This window comes from Vreelandella nigrificans (assembly GCF_002374315.1).
GTDB classification, from domain to species: Bacteria; Pseudomonadota; Gammaproteobacteria; order Pseudomonadales; family Halomonadaceae; genus Vreelandella; species Vreelandella nigrificans.
Genome location: NZ_NWUX01000004.1, coordinates 31,664 through 47,278, shown reverse-complemented (window position 1 = coordinate 47,278; position 15,615 = coordinate 31,664). Strand labels below are relative to the sequence as shown.

The following is a 15,615-nucleotide window of genomic DNA, read 5'->3' as shown; positions in this document are numbered from 1 at the left end:
TTATTTCCCGATACAAAAGCTGCCGAAAATTTCCCCAAGTAAATCATCGGCACTGAATTCGCCGGTGATTTCGCCTAATGCCTGCTGAGCATCGCGTAAATCTTCTGCCAGTAGCTCGCCTGCACCATAGCCATCTAACTGGGCACGCCCTGTTTCCAGTGCCTCCATAGCGCGGTCCAACGCATCCAAATGCCGTCGGCGTGCCGAGAAGCGCCCTTCGGTCGTCGCGGAAAAGCCCATTACGTCTTTTAGGTGGGTTTTTAACTTATCCACACCCACACCGGTTTTCGCGGAGAGCCTTAGGATTGGAGTGGTTGTGGATAAATCAATACCTGCCTGTTCAGCACTGGTATCAATCTTATTACGCACCAGAGTTAAGCGCGTTTGGTCAGGAAGCCTGGTGACGAACTCGGGCCAAATTGTCATTGGGTCGGTTGCCTCTGTCGTAGAAGCATCAACTAATAGCAGTACTCGATCAGCCTTCTCTATCTCTTCCCAGGCTCGCGCCACGCCAATTTTTTCAACTGCGTCTGGAGTATCGCGCAGCCCTGCGGTATCGATGATATGCAGTGGCATACCGTCAATATGAATATATTCACGCAGCACATCCCGGGTGGTGCCGGCAATATCGGTAACGATGGCGGTCTCTTGTTCGGTCAGTGCATTGAGTAAGCTGGATTTTCCTGCATTCGGGCGGCCAGCAATAACAACGTTCATCCCTTCGCGTAGCAGAGCCCCTTGGCCTGCAGCTTGACGTACTGCTGCTAGTGCCTGCTGCACGTCGGTTAAATGTTGAGCCACATGGCCATCGGCAAGAAAGTCGATCTCCTCTTCAGGGAAATCAATCGCGGCTTCGACATAAACACGTAGCTCAATCAGTTGGGTGACCAGGGTAGAAACGCGTTTGGAGAACTCCCCCTGCAGAGAGCGTACGGCGTTTTCGGCAGCGGAACGGGAAGTGGCGTCTATCAGGTCAGCAATGGCTTCTGCTTGGGCTAGGTCTAGTTTATCGTTTAGAAAAGCGCGCTCGGAGAATTCACCTGGGCGCGCTAAGCGTGCACCTAACTGTAGGCAGCGCTCAAGTAGCATATCCATGATAATTGGCCCGCCATGTCCCTGTAGCTCTAGCACGTCTTCACCGGTAAAAGAGTGGGGGCCGTTAAACAGTAACGCAATCCCTTCATCAATGATGCCCTCAGTGCCGTTAAATGGGCCGTAGTGAGCATGTCGAGGGGCAGGGCACTCCCCTAGTATAGAGGTGGCGATTGCACGGCAGGAAGGGCCTGATACGCGGATAATGCCCACACCGCCACGTCCTGGTGGTGTGGCCAAAGCGGTAATGGTGTCCTGGGTATAAAGTCGTTCGGCCATGGTGGGTCTCATTGATTGATCGAAACAGATTGTGAAGTCCTGGGGCCTAAAACGCCAGACCCCCGCTAGGGCGGGGGTCTGGTGTGGTTAGGGTAAGCGTGTTACTTGGTGCGCATGCCTTTCCCCACGTTAGGGTCTTTCTCAATGTTGCGCGTAATAACGTACTGCTGCGCGACGGAAATGATGTTGTTGACCACCCAGTAGATAACCAGACCTGCCGGGAACCACAAGAAGAAGAACGTGAAGATAATAGGCAGCATCTTCATAATCTTTGCTTGCATGGGGTCTGGAGGTGTTGGGTTCAACAACTGCTGAACATACATCGAAATGCCCATCAGAATTGGCAAGATAAAGTAAGGGTCTTTGACCGATAGATCTTGGATCCAGAACATAAATGGTGCATGACGCAGTTCTACCGACTCTAACAGCATCCAGTAAAGTGCGATGAATACCGGCATTTGCACAAGGATCGGCAAACAGCCGCCCAGAGGGTTAATCTTTTCCTTCTGGTAGAATTTCATCATCTCTTGAGACATTTTCTGACGATCGTCGCCATACATCTCTTTGAGACGCTGCATCTCCGGGCCGAGCTTCCGCATGCGTGCCATCGACTTATAAGCCTTGGCGGAAAGCGGGAAGAGCACCAGCTTCACCAGTACGGTCAGTAGGACAATTGACCAGCCCCAGTTGCCGACTACATCGTGGATTTTATCCAGTAACCAGAACAGGGGGTTGGCAATGAACCATAGCCAGCCGTAATCAACGGTTAAGCGTAGGTTGGGTGCCACCTGCTCAAGATAATCTTGGACTTTTGGCCCCATATAGAGTGTTGCACTTAACGTGGCTTCGCTGGAGGCGGCTACGTTCATTATAGGGCCAGCAAACGCGGCTACGTTACGATCCCGAGAATCGGTCGTTGCGTAGTAGAGGTTCTGCTGGTTTTGAGCAGGAGCCCAGGCAGATACAAAGTAGTGCTGGATAATCGCCACCCAGCCACCTTGCGCCTCTTGGTTTTCAAACCGCCCACGCTGAATATCGTCAAAGTCGACTTTATCGTAGCGTGTTTCAGGGGTTGAATAAGCTGCTCCTAAGTAGGAGTTCATGCCCATTGCAACGCCACTGGATGGATCAGGACTATTATCGCGTGCCAACTGACCAATAAAGCGTGCGCTTACCGGGGCATCTGTGTTGTTGGCCAAGTAATAGCTAACGTCGACAGCATAGCTTCCGCGCTCAAATGAAAGTCGCTTAATGATATCTACGCCATTGACCTCGGCGGTAAGATCTACATTTAGCTGGTCATCATTATTGCCTAAGCGGTATTCGGAGCGCTCAGGAGTAAACACGATGCGACTCGCTTGGCCGTCTAGCTGTAGGCCTGAGCGAGCGACATAGCTGCGGTTCGTATTGTCTGAAAGCAATACATAGTTGCGATCTGAATCCAGAGTCAGCTTATGCTGTGGCAACGCTGCATAGACAATATCACCACCGTGCGGGTCAATGCGCAGGTCGAGAACGTCAGTGGTAACGGCAATGAAGTCACGGCTCGCTGTTTCGCTTTCCGCGGCATCCTGCAGGCCCTCGCCAACAGCGCTCTGCGGAGCGGATGTGCTTGGAACTGCAAAGTCGTCGCCATTGGAGACGTCGCTTGCTGGGGTTCCATTGCTGCTTTGAGTGATTTCAGGCGTCGAATCGTAGGTTGTCTGCCCGTAATCCTGATTCCACTGCACAACCAGCAGATAGGCAAGTACTGCCAGTGGAACCAGTAATAGAAGTCGTTTTACGTCCATGAGGGTTCTGCCCGATGGGTGGTGAACATGCTAATGGCGCAGTGTCATTTACTCGACCCATGACACACGAAAGCCTGCCAGACGGCAGGCCGAGGTCGAGCGGCGATGTGTGTCGTCAAGCGTCACGTGTTACGCCATCAAGCGGTGAAGGTGGCGATATCGCCTGTGCATCTCGCTGGAGTCGCTTCCACATGCCGTTTAACTGGCGGTAAAGCGTTTCGTTGTCGATATCCTGAACACCTCTTTTAGCCAGAATCACAATATCCACAGGAGGGAGGTGATCTTGGCGAAGCCGAACAGATTCTCTAACAAGACGCTTAAAGCGATTGCGATCAACAGCGCGCTTCACATTCTTCTTGCTGACTATCAGTCCGACGCGAGGGTGGCCCTGAGTACTTAAGCGCGCTAGCGCCATCATACCTTTGCCATGGACTTTCAAGTCGGCCTGTTCAAACACGTGACTAAAATCCCCAGCGTTTAGCAAACGTAAGCACCGGGGAAAGCCTTGATGCGGCACACGCAATCCGAGATCAGGCGCTCAGACGCTTGCGGCCTTTGGCACGGCGGCGTGCGATAACGGCACGGCCGTTTTTGGTTGCCATACGAGCACGGAAGCCATGCGCGCGCTTGCGCTTGAGAACGCTGGGTTGAAAAGTGCGTTTCATAACTCGTTATTCCCACGTGGTTTAGGACGGAAAGTGAATTCCAAAAGACCCGGACCAGTGAGGAACTAGCCGGGTAGATTCAATTCAAGACCGGAAATTGTAGAGACTTCCTGCGTCGGGTGCAATTTTTCCTTGCACAAAAAGCTTCAAAAAGGCAATGCAGATTTTGCAATTGGAGCTACAGAGTGTCAGAAACCTACCACTATTATTACTAATAGTATTACTTAAAACCTATTGTTATTAATAGTGGGGATACTAATTGTGGATAAGTGGTTTATGCTTTTTATTAACAATAGCTTAAAGATATAAAAAATCTGTGTGTAAGTCCCGAATAAAGGCCAAATAAGCTGTTAATTAGGTGTGTTCAATACCCCCGAAAGTTGCCCTTTCTTAAGTTGTCCTCTCCCCCTCCCATACTTTTCCTAGTAGCTTACGATAAGTTGTCCACAGGGGTAAAAGGGCGTCTAGTGCGTGTGGATAACCGCTCCATTGGGCGCTACAATGGTCGGCCCTTTTCAACTGATGGTGAGATGAGTGTCACTCGCGCTTTGGCAACAGTGCCTGGACTACCTGCAGGACGAACTGAATTCACAGCAGTTCAATACCTGGATACGTCCGTTGCAGGCAGAAGAAGGAGAGTCCAACGAGCTACGCTTGTTGGCGCCGAACCGCTTTGTGCGCGACTGGGTGAGCGATAAGTACGCCAAGCGGATCAGCGAGTTGATTCGTGAGCTATCACCCGCAAAACCTCCCAAAGTTAGCTTAACGGTAGGTAGCCGTCGTATTGCTACCCCAGCTCCACAGCCACGAGAATTAGGCAACCCGGTATCGGCAGCTCCTTCTCAGAGAATGGCCCCTGCTGTGCATACCCCCCCACGAGGTGATATTGCTGATGAGCGGGAAATTGGCCAGTTAAGAGATAGAGAAGAAGCACCTAGTCGTCGTAATAACGAGCGACAAGTACAGGTTGAAGGTAGCCTGAAGCATGGTAGCGGCCTTAATCCTAATTTTACCTTCGATACTTTTGTTGAAGGTAAATCGAACCAACTTGCTCGCGCCGCATCACGCCAGGTGTCAGAAAATCCCGGTGGCGCTTATAACCCACTGTTCTTATACGGTGGAGTTGGCTTGGGTAAAACCCACTTAATGCATGCAGTAGGTAACGCTCTGGCGGGCCGCCGAGAAAATGCTCGAGTAGTTTATTTACACTCTGAGCGTTTTGTGGCTGACATGGTAAAAGCGCTGCAGCTAAACGCAATTAATGATTTTAAGCGGTTTTACCGTAGTGTTGATGCACTGCTTATTGATGACATACAGTTTTTTGCGGGTAAAGAGCGCTCACAGGAAGAGTTTTTCCATACGTTTAACGCGCTGTTAGAGGGAGGGCAGCAAATGATCCTCACCTCTGATCGTTATCCTAAAGAGATTAGTGGTGTTGAAGAGCGTTTGAAGTCACGCTTTGGGTGGGGACTTACCGTCGCTATTGAACCACCCGAGCTTGAAACTCGTGTGGCGATTTTGATGAAAAAAGCTGATCAGGCGAAAGTTGATTTGCCTCATGATGCGGCTTTCTTTATTGCTCAGAAGATTCGCTCTAACGTGCGTGAGCTTGAAGGTGCGTTGAAGAAGGTCATTGCCGACTCACACTTTATGGGTAAGACCATTACGCAGGATTTTATTCGTGAGTCGCTAAAAGACCTATTGGCGCTACAGGATAAGCAGGTCGGAGTAGATAATATTCAGCGGACGGTCGCTGAATATTACAAGATTAAGATAGCTGACTTACTTTCAAAGCGGCGTTCCCGTTCGGTGGCAAGACCGCGGCAAGTCGCCATGGCGCTTGCCAAGGAACTCACTAATCATAGTTTGCCAGAAATAGGCGATGCTTTTGGTGGCCGCGATCACACTACAGTGCTTCACGCTTGTCGAAAAGTAAAAGCGTTGCAGGAAGAGAGCGCAGATATTCGTGAAGATTATAAAAATCTGTTGCGCCTGTTAACCAGTTAACCACTATTGTTGGGCCTAAGGTAAAGGGGCCTTTCAAGACATAAAACCGGAGTATTGATGAAGTTTTCAATTTCTCGAGAGGCGCTTTTACGCCCGCTGACTCTGGTGGCGGGCGTGGTAGAGCGGCGCCAAACGCTACCAGTGCTCTCTAACGTATTGATTCAAGTAGAGGGTGATCAAGTCTCACTAACCGGAACCGACCTTGAGGTTGAACTGGTGGGGCGTACGGTTGCTAGCCACGTGGAACAGGGCGGTTCAGCGACGGTACCTGCTCGCAAGCTAATGGATATCTGTAAATCGCTACCCGACCAATCAGATATTCAGCTGGCGGTAGAAGAGGGGAGGGCGGTGCTGCGTAGCGGGCGTTCTCGTTTTACGCTTTCAACACTTCCGGCAGCGGAGTTTCCCAATATTGAGGATGCTGATAGCAGCCAGGAACTAAGCGTACCCCGAGGTACCTTAAAGCACCTGATTGAAGCCACATCATTCGCGATGGCACAACAGGATGTTCGCTATTACCTCAATGGCATGTTGATTGAGATTCAGAGTAACTTATTGCGCACGGTTGCTACCGATGGGCACCGTTTGGCGATGTGCTCACGGCCTATCGAAATTACTGTTAGCCAGTCACAAAAGTTAATTGTCCCGCGTAAAGGTATTCTTGAACTGTCACGCTTACTCGATGATAGCGATGAGCCTGTAAGCTTAACGCTAGGTTCTACTCATGTGCGTGCTCATACAGGGGACTTCACTTTTACATCTAAACTGATTGACGGCAAGTTTCCTGACTACGAGCGTGTGGTGCCGCGTAATGGCGATAAAGTGTTGATCGCCGAGCGTGCCGAATTGCGCCAGGTGCTGTCACGCACAGCGATTCTTTCTAACGAAAAATACCGTGGTGTTCGCCTCTACCTTGAGGAAGGTAATCTCAAGGTGATGGCTAATAACCCTGAGCAAGAAGAGGCTGAGGAGAACGTGGCGGTTGAGTACAACGGCAGTGCTATGGAAGTAGGCTTTAATGTGGGCTACTTGGTTGATGTGCTGTCAGTACTGGATGAAGATCGCGTTCAAATGACCTTAGCAAATCCCAACAGCAGTGCATTGCTGGAAGTGCCAGGTGGTGGCGACGCTCTGTATGTTGTGATGCCAATGCGTTTATAACGGGTCTTTAGCCTCATGTTAAAACGGCGCTTCTGACAGCAGAAGCGCCGTTTTCACGTTTGTGTAGAAATACCATCACTGACTAACCCGGCGACGATTGCTCATGAGCCTATCCCTACTGAACCTACAAGGCTTGCGTAATCTAGAACCCATAGATATGCGGCCCTCTGAGCGTATTAATGTCATTTATGGTGTTAATGGCAGTGGCAAAACCAGCTTGTTAGAGGGGATTCATATTCTAGGGATGGGGCGCTCGTTTCGTACACGCCAGCTGAAGAACGCTATACAGCTGGATGCACCCTATATGACGCTGTATGGGCGTTTAACAGGTGACCCTGAGGTTGCCCTGGGGGTTAGAAGGTTTCGGGCTCAGAGGGAGTTAGAATTGCGTCTGCGGGGGGAGAAAGGAGTCCGCTTGGCTGAAATGGTAGAAGCAATGCCTTTGCAGCTAATTAACCCCGACGCATTTCGATTGTTAGAAGGCGCTCCAGCAGGTAGGCGAGAATTTCTCGACTGGGGAGTGTTTCACGTGGAACACCACTTTTTAGAAGCGTGGAAGCGCACACGGCGAGCGGTGAAACATCGGAATGCGCTGCTTAGGCGTGGTAGAATAGTACCTGACGAAATCTTAGTATGGGAGCACGAGCTAGCTACCTGGGGCGAGCAAATGGATAGGTTGCGCCAGAGTTGGTTTAGCGAGTTTCTACCTGTGTTTGAGGAAACGCTTGCAAGGCTACTCCCCTTGCCCGGGTTAACGCTGCGTTATGCCAGGGGCTGGGATAACCAGAAGCCATTAGCAGAAGTGCTAAAAGGTAGCCGTGAAGCAGATCAACAGATGGGCTTTACTCAGTATGGCCCCCAGCGAGCTGATCTACGAATTCGGCTATATAAGCAAGCAGCAGTTGAAGTGCTTTCCAGAGGCCAGCAAAAGCTAGTCGTTAGTGCTCTAAAGTTAGCCCAAGGGCGGCTTCTGGAAAGTACAGCAAAGAGGCACTGTATTTATCTAATTGATGATTTGCCCGCTGAACTAGATGAACAGCACCGCTTGCGGTTTTGCAAATTGCTTGAAGAGATGCAGTGTCAGGCATTTATTACCAGCGTCGACCCAGCCGCTTTAAGCGGCATGTGGCAACCCACTACTAGCGTCAGTATGTTTCACGTGAAACATACTGGACCGGGGTTAAGCCAGCTACAAACGGAAGGGTAGGCGACACGGAACGAGACAGACTTCACGACGGAGTGGTCAATGAGCGAGCAGGCTTACGATTCATCAAGCATCAAGGTGCTCAAAGGGCTGGACGCGGTACGCAAGCGCCCAGGTATGTATATCGGTGACACTGATGATGGCACCGGTCTACACCATATGGTTTTCGAGCTAGTGGATAACTCCATCGATGAAGCGCTGGCAGGACACTGCAGCGAAATTCGAGTGGTTATTCACCCCGATGAATCGGTAACCGTGAGCGATAACGGTCGTGGGATTCCTACCGAACTTCATGAGGGGGAAGGTGTTTCCGCAGCAGAAGTTATCATGACCGTCCTCCATGCTGGGGGTAAGTTTGATGATAACTCTTATAAGGTATCGGGTGGTCTTCACGGCGTAGGCGTTTCGGTAGTGAACGCGTTGTCGGAAGAGCTACGGCTAACCATTTGGCGACAGAATGAAGTGTTCGAGCAGATTTATCGCCATGGTGTACCTCAAGCACCGTTAGGTGTGGTGGGTAAAACTGAAAAAAGTGGCACCAGCGTCCACTTCCGCCCATCTCCGGGTACTTTCGCCAACATCGAGTTCCACTACGATATTTTGGCTAAACGCTTACGCGAGCTCTCTTTTTTAAACTCCGGTGTTGCTATTCGTCTGTTGGATGAGCGCAGCGGTAAAGAAGAACTATTCCATTATGAAGGTGGGTTGAAAGCGTTCGTTGACCACCTGAATAAAAATAAAACAGTATTGAACCCGGTATTTCATTTCAACGCAGTACGAGAAGACGGTGTTGAAGTGGAAGTTGCTATGCAGTGGAGCGAAGCCTTCACGGAAAACATTTTCTGCTACACCAATAATATCCCTCAACGGGATGGTGGTACGCACCTTGCAGGCTTTCGCGCGGCACTGACCCGAACGCTTAATCATTATATTGAAGCGGAAGGGCTGCTTAAAAAAGCCAAGGTGAACACTTCAGGCGACGACGCACGCGAAGGCTTAACTGCGGTGATTTCGGTAAAGGTTCCGGATCCTAAGTTCTCGTCTCAAACCAAGGAAAAACTGGTTTCCAGTGAAGTGAAAACTGCGGTCGAGCAGGAGATGGGGCGACTGTTTTCAGAGTATCTGATTGAAAAGCCGAGCGAAGCGAAGTCCATCGTTAATAAGATGCTGGATGCAGCGCGTGCTCGTGAAGCTGCCCGTAAAGCCCGTGACATGACCCGCCGTAAGGGGGCTCTGGATATCGCTGGTTTACCCGGTAAGCTAGCCGACTGCCAGGAGAAAGACCCAAGCCAGTCTGAGCTATATCTAGTGGAGGGTGACTCCGCTGGTGGTAGCGCGAAGCAGGGGCGTGATCGCCGTACCCAAGCGATTTTGCCACTGAAAGGTAAAATCCTTAACGTTGAGAAAGCTCGTTTTGACAAGATGCTATCGTCAGCAGAAGTCGGTACGCTGATTACTGCTCTGGGCTGTGGCATTGGTCGAGAAGAGTTTAACCCAGACAAACTGCGCTACCACTCGGTCATTATCATGACCGATGCCGACGTAGATGGTTCTCACATTCGTACGTTGTTGTTGACCTTCTTCTTCCGCCAGATGCCGGAGTTGATTGAGCGTGGTCATATCTTTATTGCTCAACCGCCACTTTATAAAATTAAGCGCGGTAAGCAAGAGCTCTATCTCAAAGATGAGCAAGCAATGATTGATTACCTGACCACAACCGCTCTGGATGGAGCCGGTCTCTATGTGAATGCCGATGCACCTGGTATCACAGGCTCGCAGTTGGAGGCGCTGGTTAATCAGTACCGTAATGTGATGAAGCGCATTGATCGACTTGCTCGGGTCTACCCAATCGAAGTGCTTAAGCAGGCTGTTCACACAACGGCGCTTCAAGGTGAGTCAAGCCTAAAAGATCGGGTCACCATGGAGAACTGGATCGCTGAGCTGCAGAAAGCAATGGACGATAAGGTAGCTTATGAGGGTGGGCCTCGCTACCAGTTCTACCTCCATGAAGACAGCGAGCGTGGTCTGCATCTACCAGCGGTATCATTAATTGCTCATGGTGTGACGACAGAGTATGTATGGGGCTTAGACTTCTTTGACAGTGCCGATTATCGTGCGATTACGGGGTTAGGTGACACGCTGAATGGCTTGCTCGAAGAGGGTGCCTATATCGCCCGTGGTGAGCGCCAGAAGCCAGTGTCCCACTTCTCTGAGGTGTTGGCTTGGTTGATGCAGGAAGGGCAGCGAGGGCTCTCTTTTCAGCGCTATAAAGGGTTGGGTGAAATGAACCCTGACCAGCTATGGGAAACCACGATGGACCCCGGCAGCCGACGCATGCTGCGTGTAACCATTGAGGATGCTGTCGCTGCAGACATGATGTTTAACACACTGATGGGCGATGAAGTTGAGCCGCGTCGTGAATTCATCGAGAATAATGCGCTTGTCGCTAACCTCGATGTGTAGTGTCAATGTATAACGTCGATGTATAGTGTTTAATACATGTCGTTTCACGTGAATGCTGTTTCACGTGAAACACTTTAAAGCTATACATTAAAAAGCGCCGCTTCTATGCCAATAAAGGCTGAAGAAACGGCGCTTTTTTTTAAATTTAATGCTTAATCGTTATCAAGGGCTTGTAAGATCATCTTGCTGTCTGCATAGCCAGTCGGCAAACGCAGCTAAATCCGGATAGATAGCTGCTTTCTCAAGGCCGATATTTCTAGCCAGCGTCTTTTCCCCTTTGCCTGTTTTAACGAGTACAACATTACAGCCAACCGCTTCGCCTGCTTGAAGATCCCTCAAGCTATCGCCCACCATCCAGCTTCCCTCTAAGCTCGCAATACTAAGCTGCTGCTGAATCTGTAACAGTAGCCCCGGCAGTGGCTTGCGACAATCACAGCCGTCATCCGGCCCATGGGGGCAGTACGCAATATGAGCGATATGACCGTTTTCTGCTTCTACGAGTGCGTTTAACCGATGGTGCATTGCATGCAGTGTCGCTTCATCATAGTAGCCACGCGCGATACCTGATTGGTTAGTGGCCACGGCAATGGTAAATCCTGCTTGGGTTAACCGGGCAATAGCACTGATGGCAGACGGGTAGGGGATCCACTCATCAAGGGACTTAATGTATGCATCCGAGTCGTGGTTTATAACGCCGTCGCGATCAAGGATAACCAGTTTACGGGCAGGCAGTGTTGCTAAGGCGTTTGACGTAGGAGGCATTGATAGGCTCTATTTAGTTCGTAGCTGATGATCTAGCACTGAAAGTGCGTGAAGCGTAATAGCGATTTTTTTTCCATCACTGCCAAAGCGCTGGAAAGGGAATCGCGCAAGCCGCGTAAGACGTGGCAGCGTATCAAGAAAACGTTCGCGAACTTCGGGTGTTGCCTGATATAGGCCGCCCAGCAGCGCGGGTGTCAAACGCTCGCGATGCATGTCACGCTTACTGAGTTTGCCGTACAGTGAAAAAATAAAGCAGTGCCAGTCGCGTACCATACAGTCCGTCAGCTCATGATACTCCCCAGGATCGGTTTCGAAATCGATGAACACCACTTCTTCTTGCCGTACGAGAATATTGCGAGCGAACGCTTCACTAAGATAGCACTGTCGTGCATGCACATCATTAAGCGCCTGAGTACCCAATGCCAGGTAATGATCGATTTCCTCTACACTTTGCGCTGCAATTAACTTATCAAGCAGCGTTTGGGATGGCTGACCATTATGACCAGCATCGGCTAGTAGTAATGCCTCTGGGGCTTCAGCCAATATTGTGGGCACGACTACGCCAGCGGCTGAAAGGGCTTTTATCCGGGCAGCCTCCTGAGCAATGCTTTGCTCGCCGCCTAGGTTTGGGACAGGCTTGAGCGCCTCAATACGCAACCATTTCGCTAATAGAGTAAGCGGTAGATACGCAAGGCGAGAATTGCGCTTTGCGGCTTTTTTAAGCCACACCTTTTGTCCATCATGTGTGTATGACGCTATATTTGCTTGTTGCTGGGGGAGGGTATCTAAAAGGAAGTTTTCGTACATGGGTCGTCTCCATGGCAAAGCAGAAGGCCTCACGCGTTTGCCAGGTAATGGACGCGCTGATTCGCTTTAGTGTTTCACCAATCTTACCTGCATGTTTCACGTGAAACAAAAAAACGCCGGGAGCGTTTTTCAACGTCGTGCAACGACGGCCCTGGAAGGTGGGCTGCCAGCTATAAAAAAACCGGCACTGTAGCAGTGCCGGTTGAGAGGGCGTTGTTAAATACGCCAATGAAGATGCTATTAGCGATAAGCTAAAACAACTATTGGGGTAGCTGAGAAATATCAGCCACTTCTAGGAACAGCGCCTGAAGACTGGCAAGCAGGGCAAGACGATTATGACGAACCGCTTCGTCATCTGACATCACCATCACTTGGTCAAAGAAGGCATCAACTGGCTCGCGCAGGGTCGCTAGTACATCCAGTGCCTGCTGATAATCACCTGCTGCGAATAGTGGCGTCACCTGCTGCTGGCTGGTGGCTACAGCGTTGAACAACGCCTGTTCAGCCTGCTCTTGTAGCAAGTTTTGGTCAACCTGGGTACTGCCATCATGTTCCTGCTTACTGAGAATATTAGAAACACGCTTATTGGCAGCAGCCAATGCAGTCGCTTCTTCACGCTGGGCAAAGGCCTTAACAGCACGTAGGCGGCGAGCGAAGTCCAATGGCTTGGTGACCGGACGAGCACGAACCGCTAAGTACATTTCCGCACTAATACCCTCTTCCTGCCCCCAGGCACGGAAACGGTCTAGCATGTAGGTCAGTACGTCCTCAACCAATCCTTCGGCTTTGGGTAGGCCTTGGTGCTGTTCTGCCGCTACGTTAAGTAGCTCATGCAGGTCCAGATTAAGTTCACCTTTGACCAGAATATTCAGCACACCGATGGAGGCACGTCGTAGGGCGAAGGGGTCCTTGGCACCAGTGGGGCGTTGGCCAATGCCGAAGATACCCACTAGTGTGTCTAAACGGTCGGCAAGGGCCAGCGCTTGGCCCGTTAGACTTTGTGGAATAGCATCGCTGGCAAAGCGGGGTAGGTACTGCTCTTCTAACGCCTGGGCAACCTCGGCAGGCTCGCCATCCTGCTCAGCGTAGTAGCGCCCCATGATGCCCTGCAGCTCCGGGAATTCGAGCACCATCTCAGTGACGAGGTCACATTTCGCTAACGCAACGGCGCGCTGGGCGTGAGCCACGTCACCGTTGATACGCTCGGCAATAAAAGTAGCAATGATTGTACTACGACGTGCTTTATCTGCGAGGGTTCCGAGCTGCTGCTGAAACACCACGCTCTCAAGCTGTGGAATGCGCGAGGCTAGAGTACGTTTGCGGTCAGTCTCGTAGAAGAATGCTGCATCTGCGAGGCGCGGGCGAATAACTTTCTCGTTGCCGGAGATCACCTGCTGGGGATCAGCACTGTCGATGTTCGAAATGGTAATGAACAGCGGTTTCAGGTTGCCCTGATCATCCAGTAGGTGGAAGTACTTTTGGTTCGCCTTCATGGAAGAGATCAAACACTCTGCAGGCACTTCCAGGAAGCGTTCGTCAAAGCTGCCTGTCAGGGCTACTGGCCACTCGACCAAGCCACTGACCTCAACCAGTAGGTCTTCGTCGATTACTGCGTTGGCCTCCAACACTTCAGCTTCGGCAAGCACTTGCTCACGAATACGTTCACGGCGTTGCTGACGGTCGGCCAGCACATAGGCGTTTTCCAGCGTGGCGAGATAGTCGTCGGCATGTTCCAGTTGTATTGCATCCGGCGCATGGAAACGGTGACCGTAGGTTGTACGACTAGCTTGAAGGCCTAGCGCCTCGGCAGCAATTACATTGCTACCGTAGAGGGCTACTAGCCAGTGAACCGGCCGGGAAAACTCAACCCGAGACGCTCCCCAGCGCATATTTTTTGGTACGGGAAGGGACTGTAGCGTTTTGCGCAACATTTCCGGCAGTAGCGCATGAACGCTCTCGCCTGGTTGTTGTTCGCGGTAGCCCAGCCAAGTACCCTTGTCGGTTTCTAGATGAATAAGCTCATCTACGCTGACACCGCAAGAGCGGGCGAAGCCTTCAGCGGCTTTGGATGGTACACCATCTTTAAACGCAGCGGCCAAAGCAGGGCCTCGGCGCTCAACTTCACGGTCGGGCTGCTTATCGGCAAGCCCGGTGACCTGCACTGCAAGGCGGCGTGGCGTGGCGTAAGCCGTCACAGCCTGGAATGGGATGTCTGCTTCCTTTAGGCCTTTTTCAATGCCTGCCGCGAAAGCATCTGAAAGTGCATCCAGTGCGGTAGGCGGTAACTCTTCAGTGCCCAGCTCTAATAAAAGCGTATCAACAGCCATTATGCGTCTCCCTGGTCAGCTAGTAGTTCGCGGCGCAGGGCCTCGGGCGCCATTGGGAACCCTTCTGCTTTACGAGATTCGAAATAAGCGGTGGCCACGTCTCTCGCCATAGTGCGCACGCGTAGAATAAAGCGTTGGCGTTCGGTCACGGAGATTGCATGACGTGCGTCGAGCAGGTTAAACGTATGTGACGCTTTTAGCACTTGTTCGTAGGCAGGAAGTGGCAGGCTAGCGGATAATAGTTTGCTGCACTCTTTTTCCTGGTGGTCAAAGGCGGCAAATAGCTGATCAACGTCGGCGTGCTCAAAGTTGTAAGCTGACTGCTCGCGTTCATTTTGCAGGTAGACATCGCCATAACTGACTTTGCTGCCATCCGGGGCGATAGCCCATACTAGGTCATATACACTGTCGACGTTTTGCAGGTACATGGCGATACGCTCAAGCCCATAGGTGAGTTCGCCTGTGACCGGGTAGCACTCAATGCCACCTGCTTGTTGGAAATAGGTAAACTGGGTGACCTCCATGCCGTTGAGCCATACTTCCCAGCCAAGACCCCAGGCCCCAAGAGTGGGAGATTCCCAGTTATCTTCAACAAAGCGTACATCATGAATCAGTGGATCAAGCCCCAGGCGCTTTAATGAACCAAGGTACAGATCCTGTAGGTTGCTGGGTGAGGGTTTCATGACTACTTGAAACTGGTAATAGTGCTGCAGGCGGTTAGGGTTTTCGCCGTAGCGGCCGTCAGTAGGGCGGCGGGAAGGCTGGACGTAGGCAGCGTTCCAGGTTTCTGGGCCAATGGCCCGCAGGAAGGTAGCGGGGTGGAAGGTGCCCGCGCCGACTTCCATATCTAGGGGCTGAAGGATGACGCAGCCTTGCTCTGCCCAATACTGTTGCAGGGTAAGGATCAAGCCTTGAAAGGTCGACACATCAGATGTCGATTGGTTTGTCGAGACACTCATCGCGGAAAGCACCGTTGGCCATGAATTCATTAGCCGTCAAGTATACAATCACAGGCAGATGGGTTATAGGCACGTTAGCTAACAGAGCCGCTTTTGGTA

At 51.3% G+C, this 15,615-nt stretch carries 12 protein-coding genes; 4 read left to right on the top strand and 8 right to left on the bottom strand.

Translation table 11 applies throughout. From position 1 onward, the window contains the following. The 4 genes from mnmE to rpmH form a co-directional block, all read right to left on the bottom strand. Entirely contained in the window at nucleotides 1-1,371 is a 1,371-nt protein-coding gene (gene mnmE / locus CPA45_RS07005) for a tRNA uridine-5-carboxymethylaminomethyl(34) synthesis GTPase MnmE (protein WP_096650859.1), read from the bottom strand. Between the two features lie 101 nt (nucleotides 1,372-1,472). Beyond that, nucleotides 1,473-3,161 carry a membrane protein insertase YidC gene (gene yidC / locus CPA45_RS07000; RefSeq protein WP_096650858.1) on the bottom strand — a complete coding sequence of 563 codons (1,689 nt, stop codon included), beginning with the start codon at nucleotides 3,159-3,161 and terminating at the stop codon, nucleotides 1,473-1,475. Nucleotides 3,162-3,276: 115 nt separating this feature from the next. After that, on the bottom strand, nucleotides 3,277-3,678 hold the full coding sequence (rnpA, locus tag CPA45_RS06995; RefSeq protein WP_096650857.1) for a ribonuclease P protein component: 402 nt from the start codon (nucleotides 3,676-3,678) through the stop codon (nucleotides 3,277-3,279). A gap of 13 nt (nucleotides 3,679-3,691) precedes the next feature. Beyond that, entirely contained in the window at nucleotides 3,692-3,826 is a 135-nt protein-coding gene (gene rpmH, locus CPA45_RS06990; RefSeq protein ID WP_009723348.1) for a 50S ribosomal protein L34, read from the bottom strand. 534 nt (nucleotides 3,827-4,360) lie between these two features. On the opposite strand from rpmH, the gene dnaA reads away from it, so the two are divergent. From dnaA to gyrB, 4 genes are all read left to right on the top strand, one after another. Then, nucleotides 4,361-5,833 carry a chromosomal replication initiator protein DnaA gene (gene dnaA / locus CPA45_RS06985; protein ID WP_078089687.1) on the top strand — a complete coding sequence of 491 codons (1,473 nt, stop codon included), beginning with the start codon at nucleotides 4,361-4,363 and terminating at the stop codon, nucleotides 5,831-5,833. A 57-nt stretch (nucleotides 5,834-5,890) separates the two neighbouring features. Next, nucleotides 5,891-6,994 carry a DNA polymerase III subunit beta gene (gene dnaN, locus CPA45_RS06980; protein ID WP_096650856.1) on the top strand — a complete coding sequence of 368 codons (1,104 nt, stop codon included), beginning with the start codon at nucleotides 5,891-5,893 and terminating at the stop codon, nucleotides 6,992-6,994. A gap of 103 nt (nucleotides 6,995-7,097) precedes the next feature. Then, a complete protein-coding gene (gene recF, locus CPA45_RS06975; RefSeq protein WP_096650855.1) occupies nucleotides 7,098-8,201 on the top strand; it encodes a DNA replication/repair protein RecF in 1,104 nt (367 codons plus the stop codon). A 39-nt stretch (nucleotides 8,202-8,240) separates the two neighbouring features. After that, nucleotides 8,241-10,661: a DNA topoisomerase (ATP-hydrolyzing) subunit B gene (gene gyrB, locus CPA45_RS06970; RefSeq protein ID WP_096650854.1), complete on the top strand. Its 2,421-nt coding sequence runs from the start codon at nucleotides 8,241-8,243 to the stop codon at nucleotides 10,659-10,661. A 162-nt stretch (nucleotides 10,662-10,823) separates the two neighbouring features. On the opposite strand, the gene gmhB is transcribed toward gyrB, so the two are convergent. The 4 genes from gmhB to glyQ all read right to left on the bottom strand — a co-directional run bounded on the left by gmhB (nucleotide 10,824) and on the right by glyQ (nucleotide 15,516). Further along, nucleotides 10,824-11,423 (bottom strand): D-glycero-beta-D-manno-heptose 1,7-bisphosphate 7-phosphatase, encoded by a 600-nt coding sequence (gene gmhB, locus CPA45_RS06965; protein ID WP_096650853.1) that lies wholly within the window; start codon nucleotides 11,421-11,423, stop codon nucleotides 10,824-10,826. 9 nt (nucleotides 11,424-11,432) lie between these two features. Further along, nucleotides 11,433-12,230 carry a BUD32 family EKC/KEOPS complex subunit gene (locus tag CPA45_RS06960; protein WP_096650852.1) on the bottom strand — a complete coding sequence of 266 codons (798 nt, stop codon included), beginning with the start codon at nucleotides 12,228-12,230 and terminating at the stop codon, nucleotides 11,433-11,435. A gap of 260 nt (nucleotides 12,231-12,490) precedes the next feature. Next, a complete protein-coding gene (gene glyS, locus CPA45_RS06955; RefSeq protein WP_096650851.1) occupies nucleotides 12,491-14,557 on the bottom strand; it encodes a glycine--tRNA ligase subunit beta in 2,067 nt (688 codons plus the stop codon). Then, nucleotides 14,557-15,516, bottom strand: a complete 960-nt coding sequence (glyQ, locus tag CPA45_RS06950) for a glycine--tRNA ligase subunit alpha (RefSeq protein ID WP_096650850.1) — start codon at nucleotides 15,514-15,516, stop codon at nucleotides 14,557-14,559. Before glyQ ends, glyS begins: the two co-directional genes overlap by 1 nt. Nucleotides 15,517-15,615 lie beyond the last annotated feature (99 nt).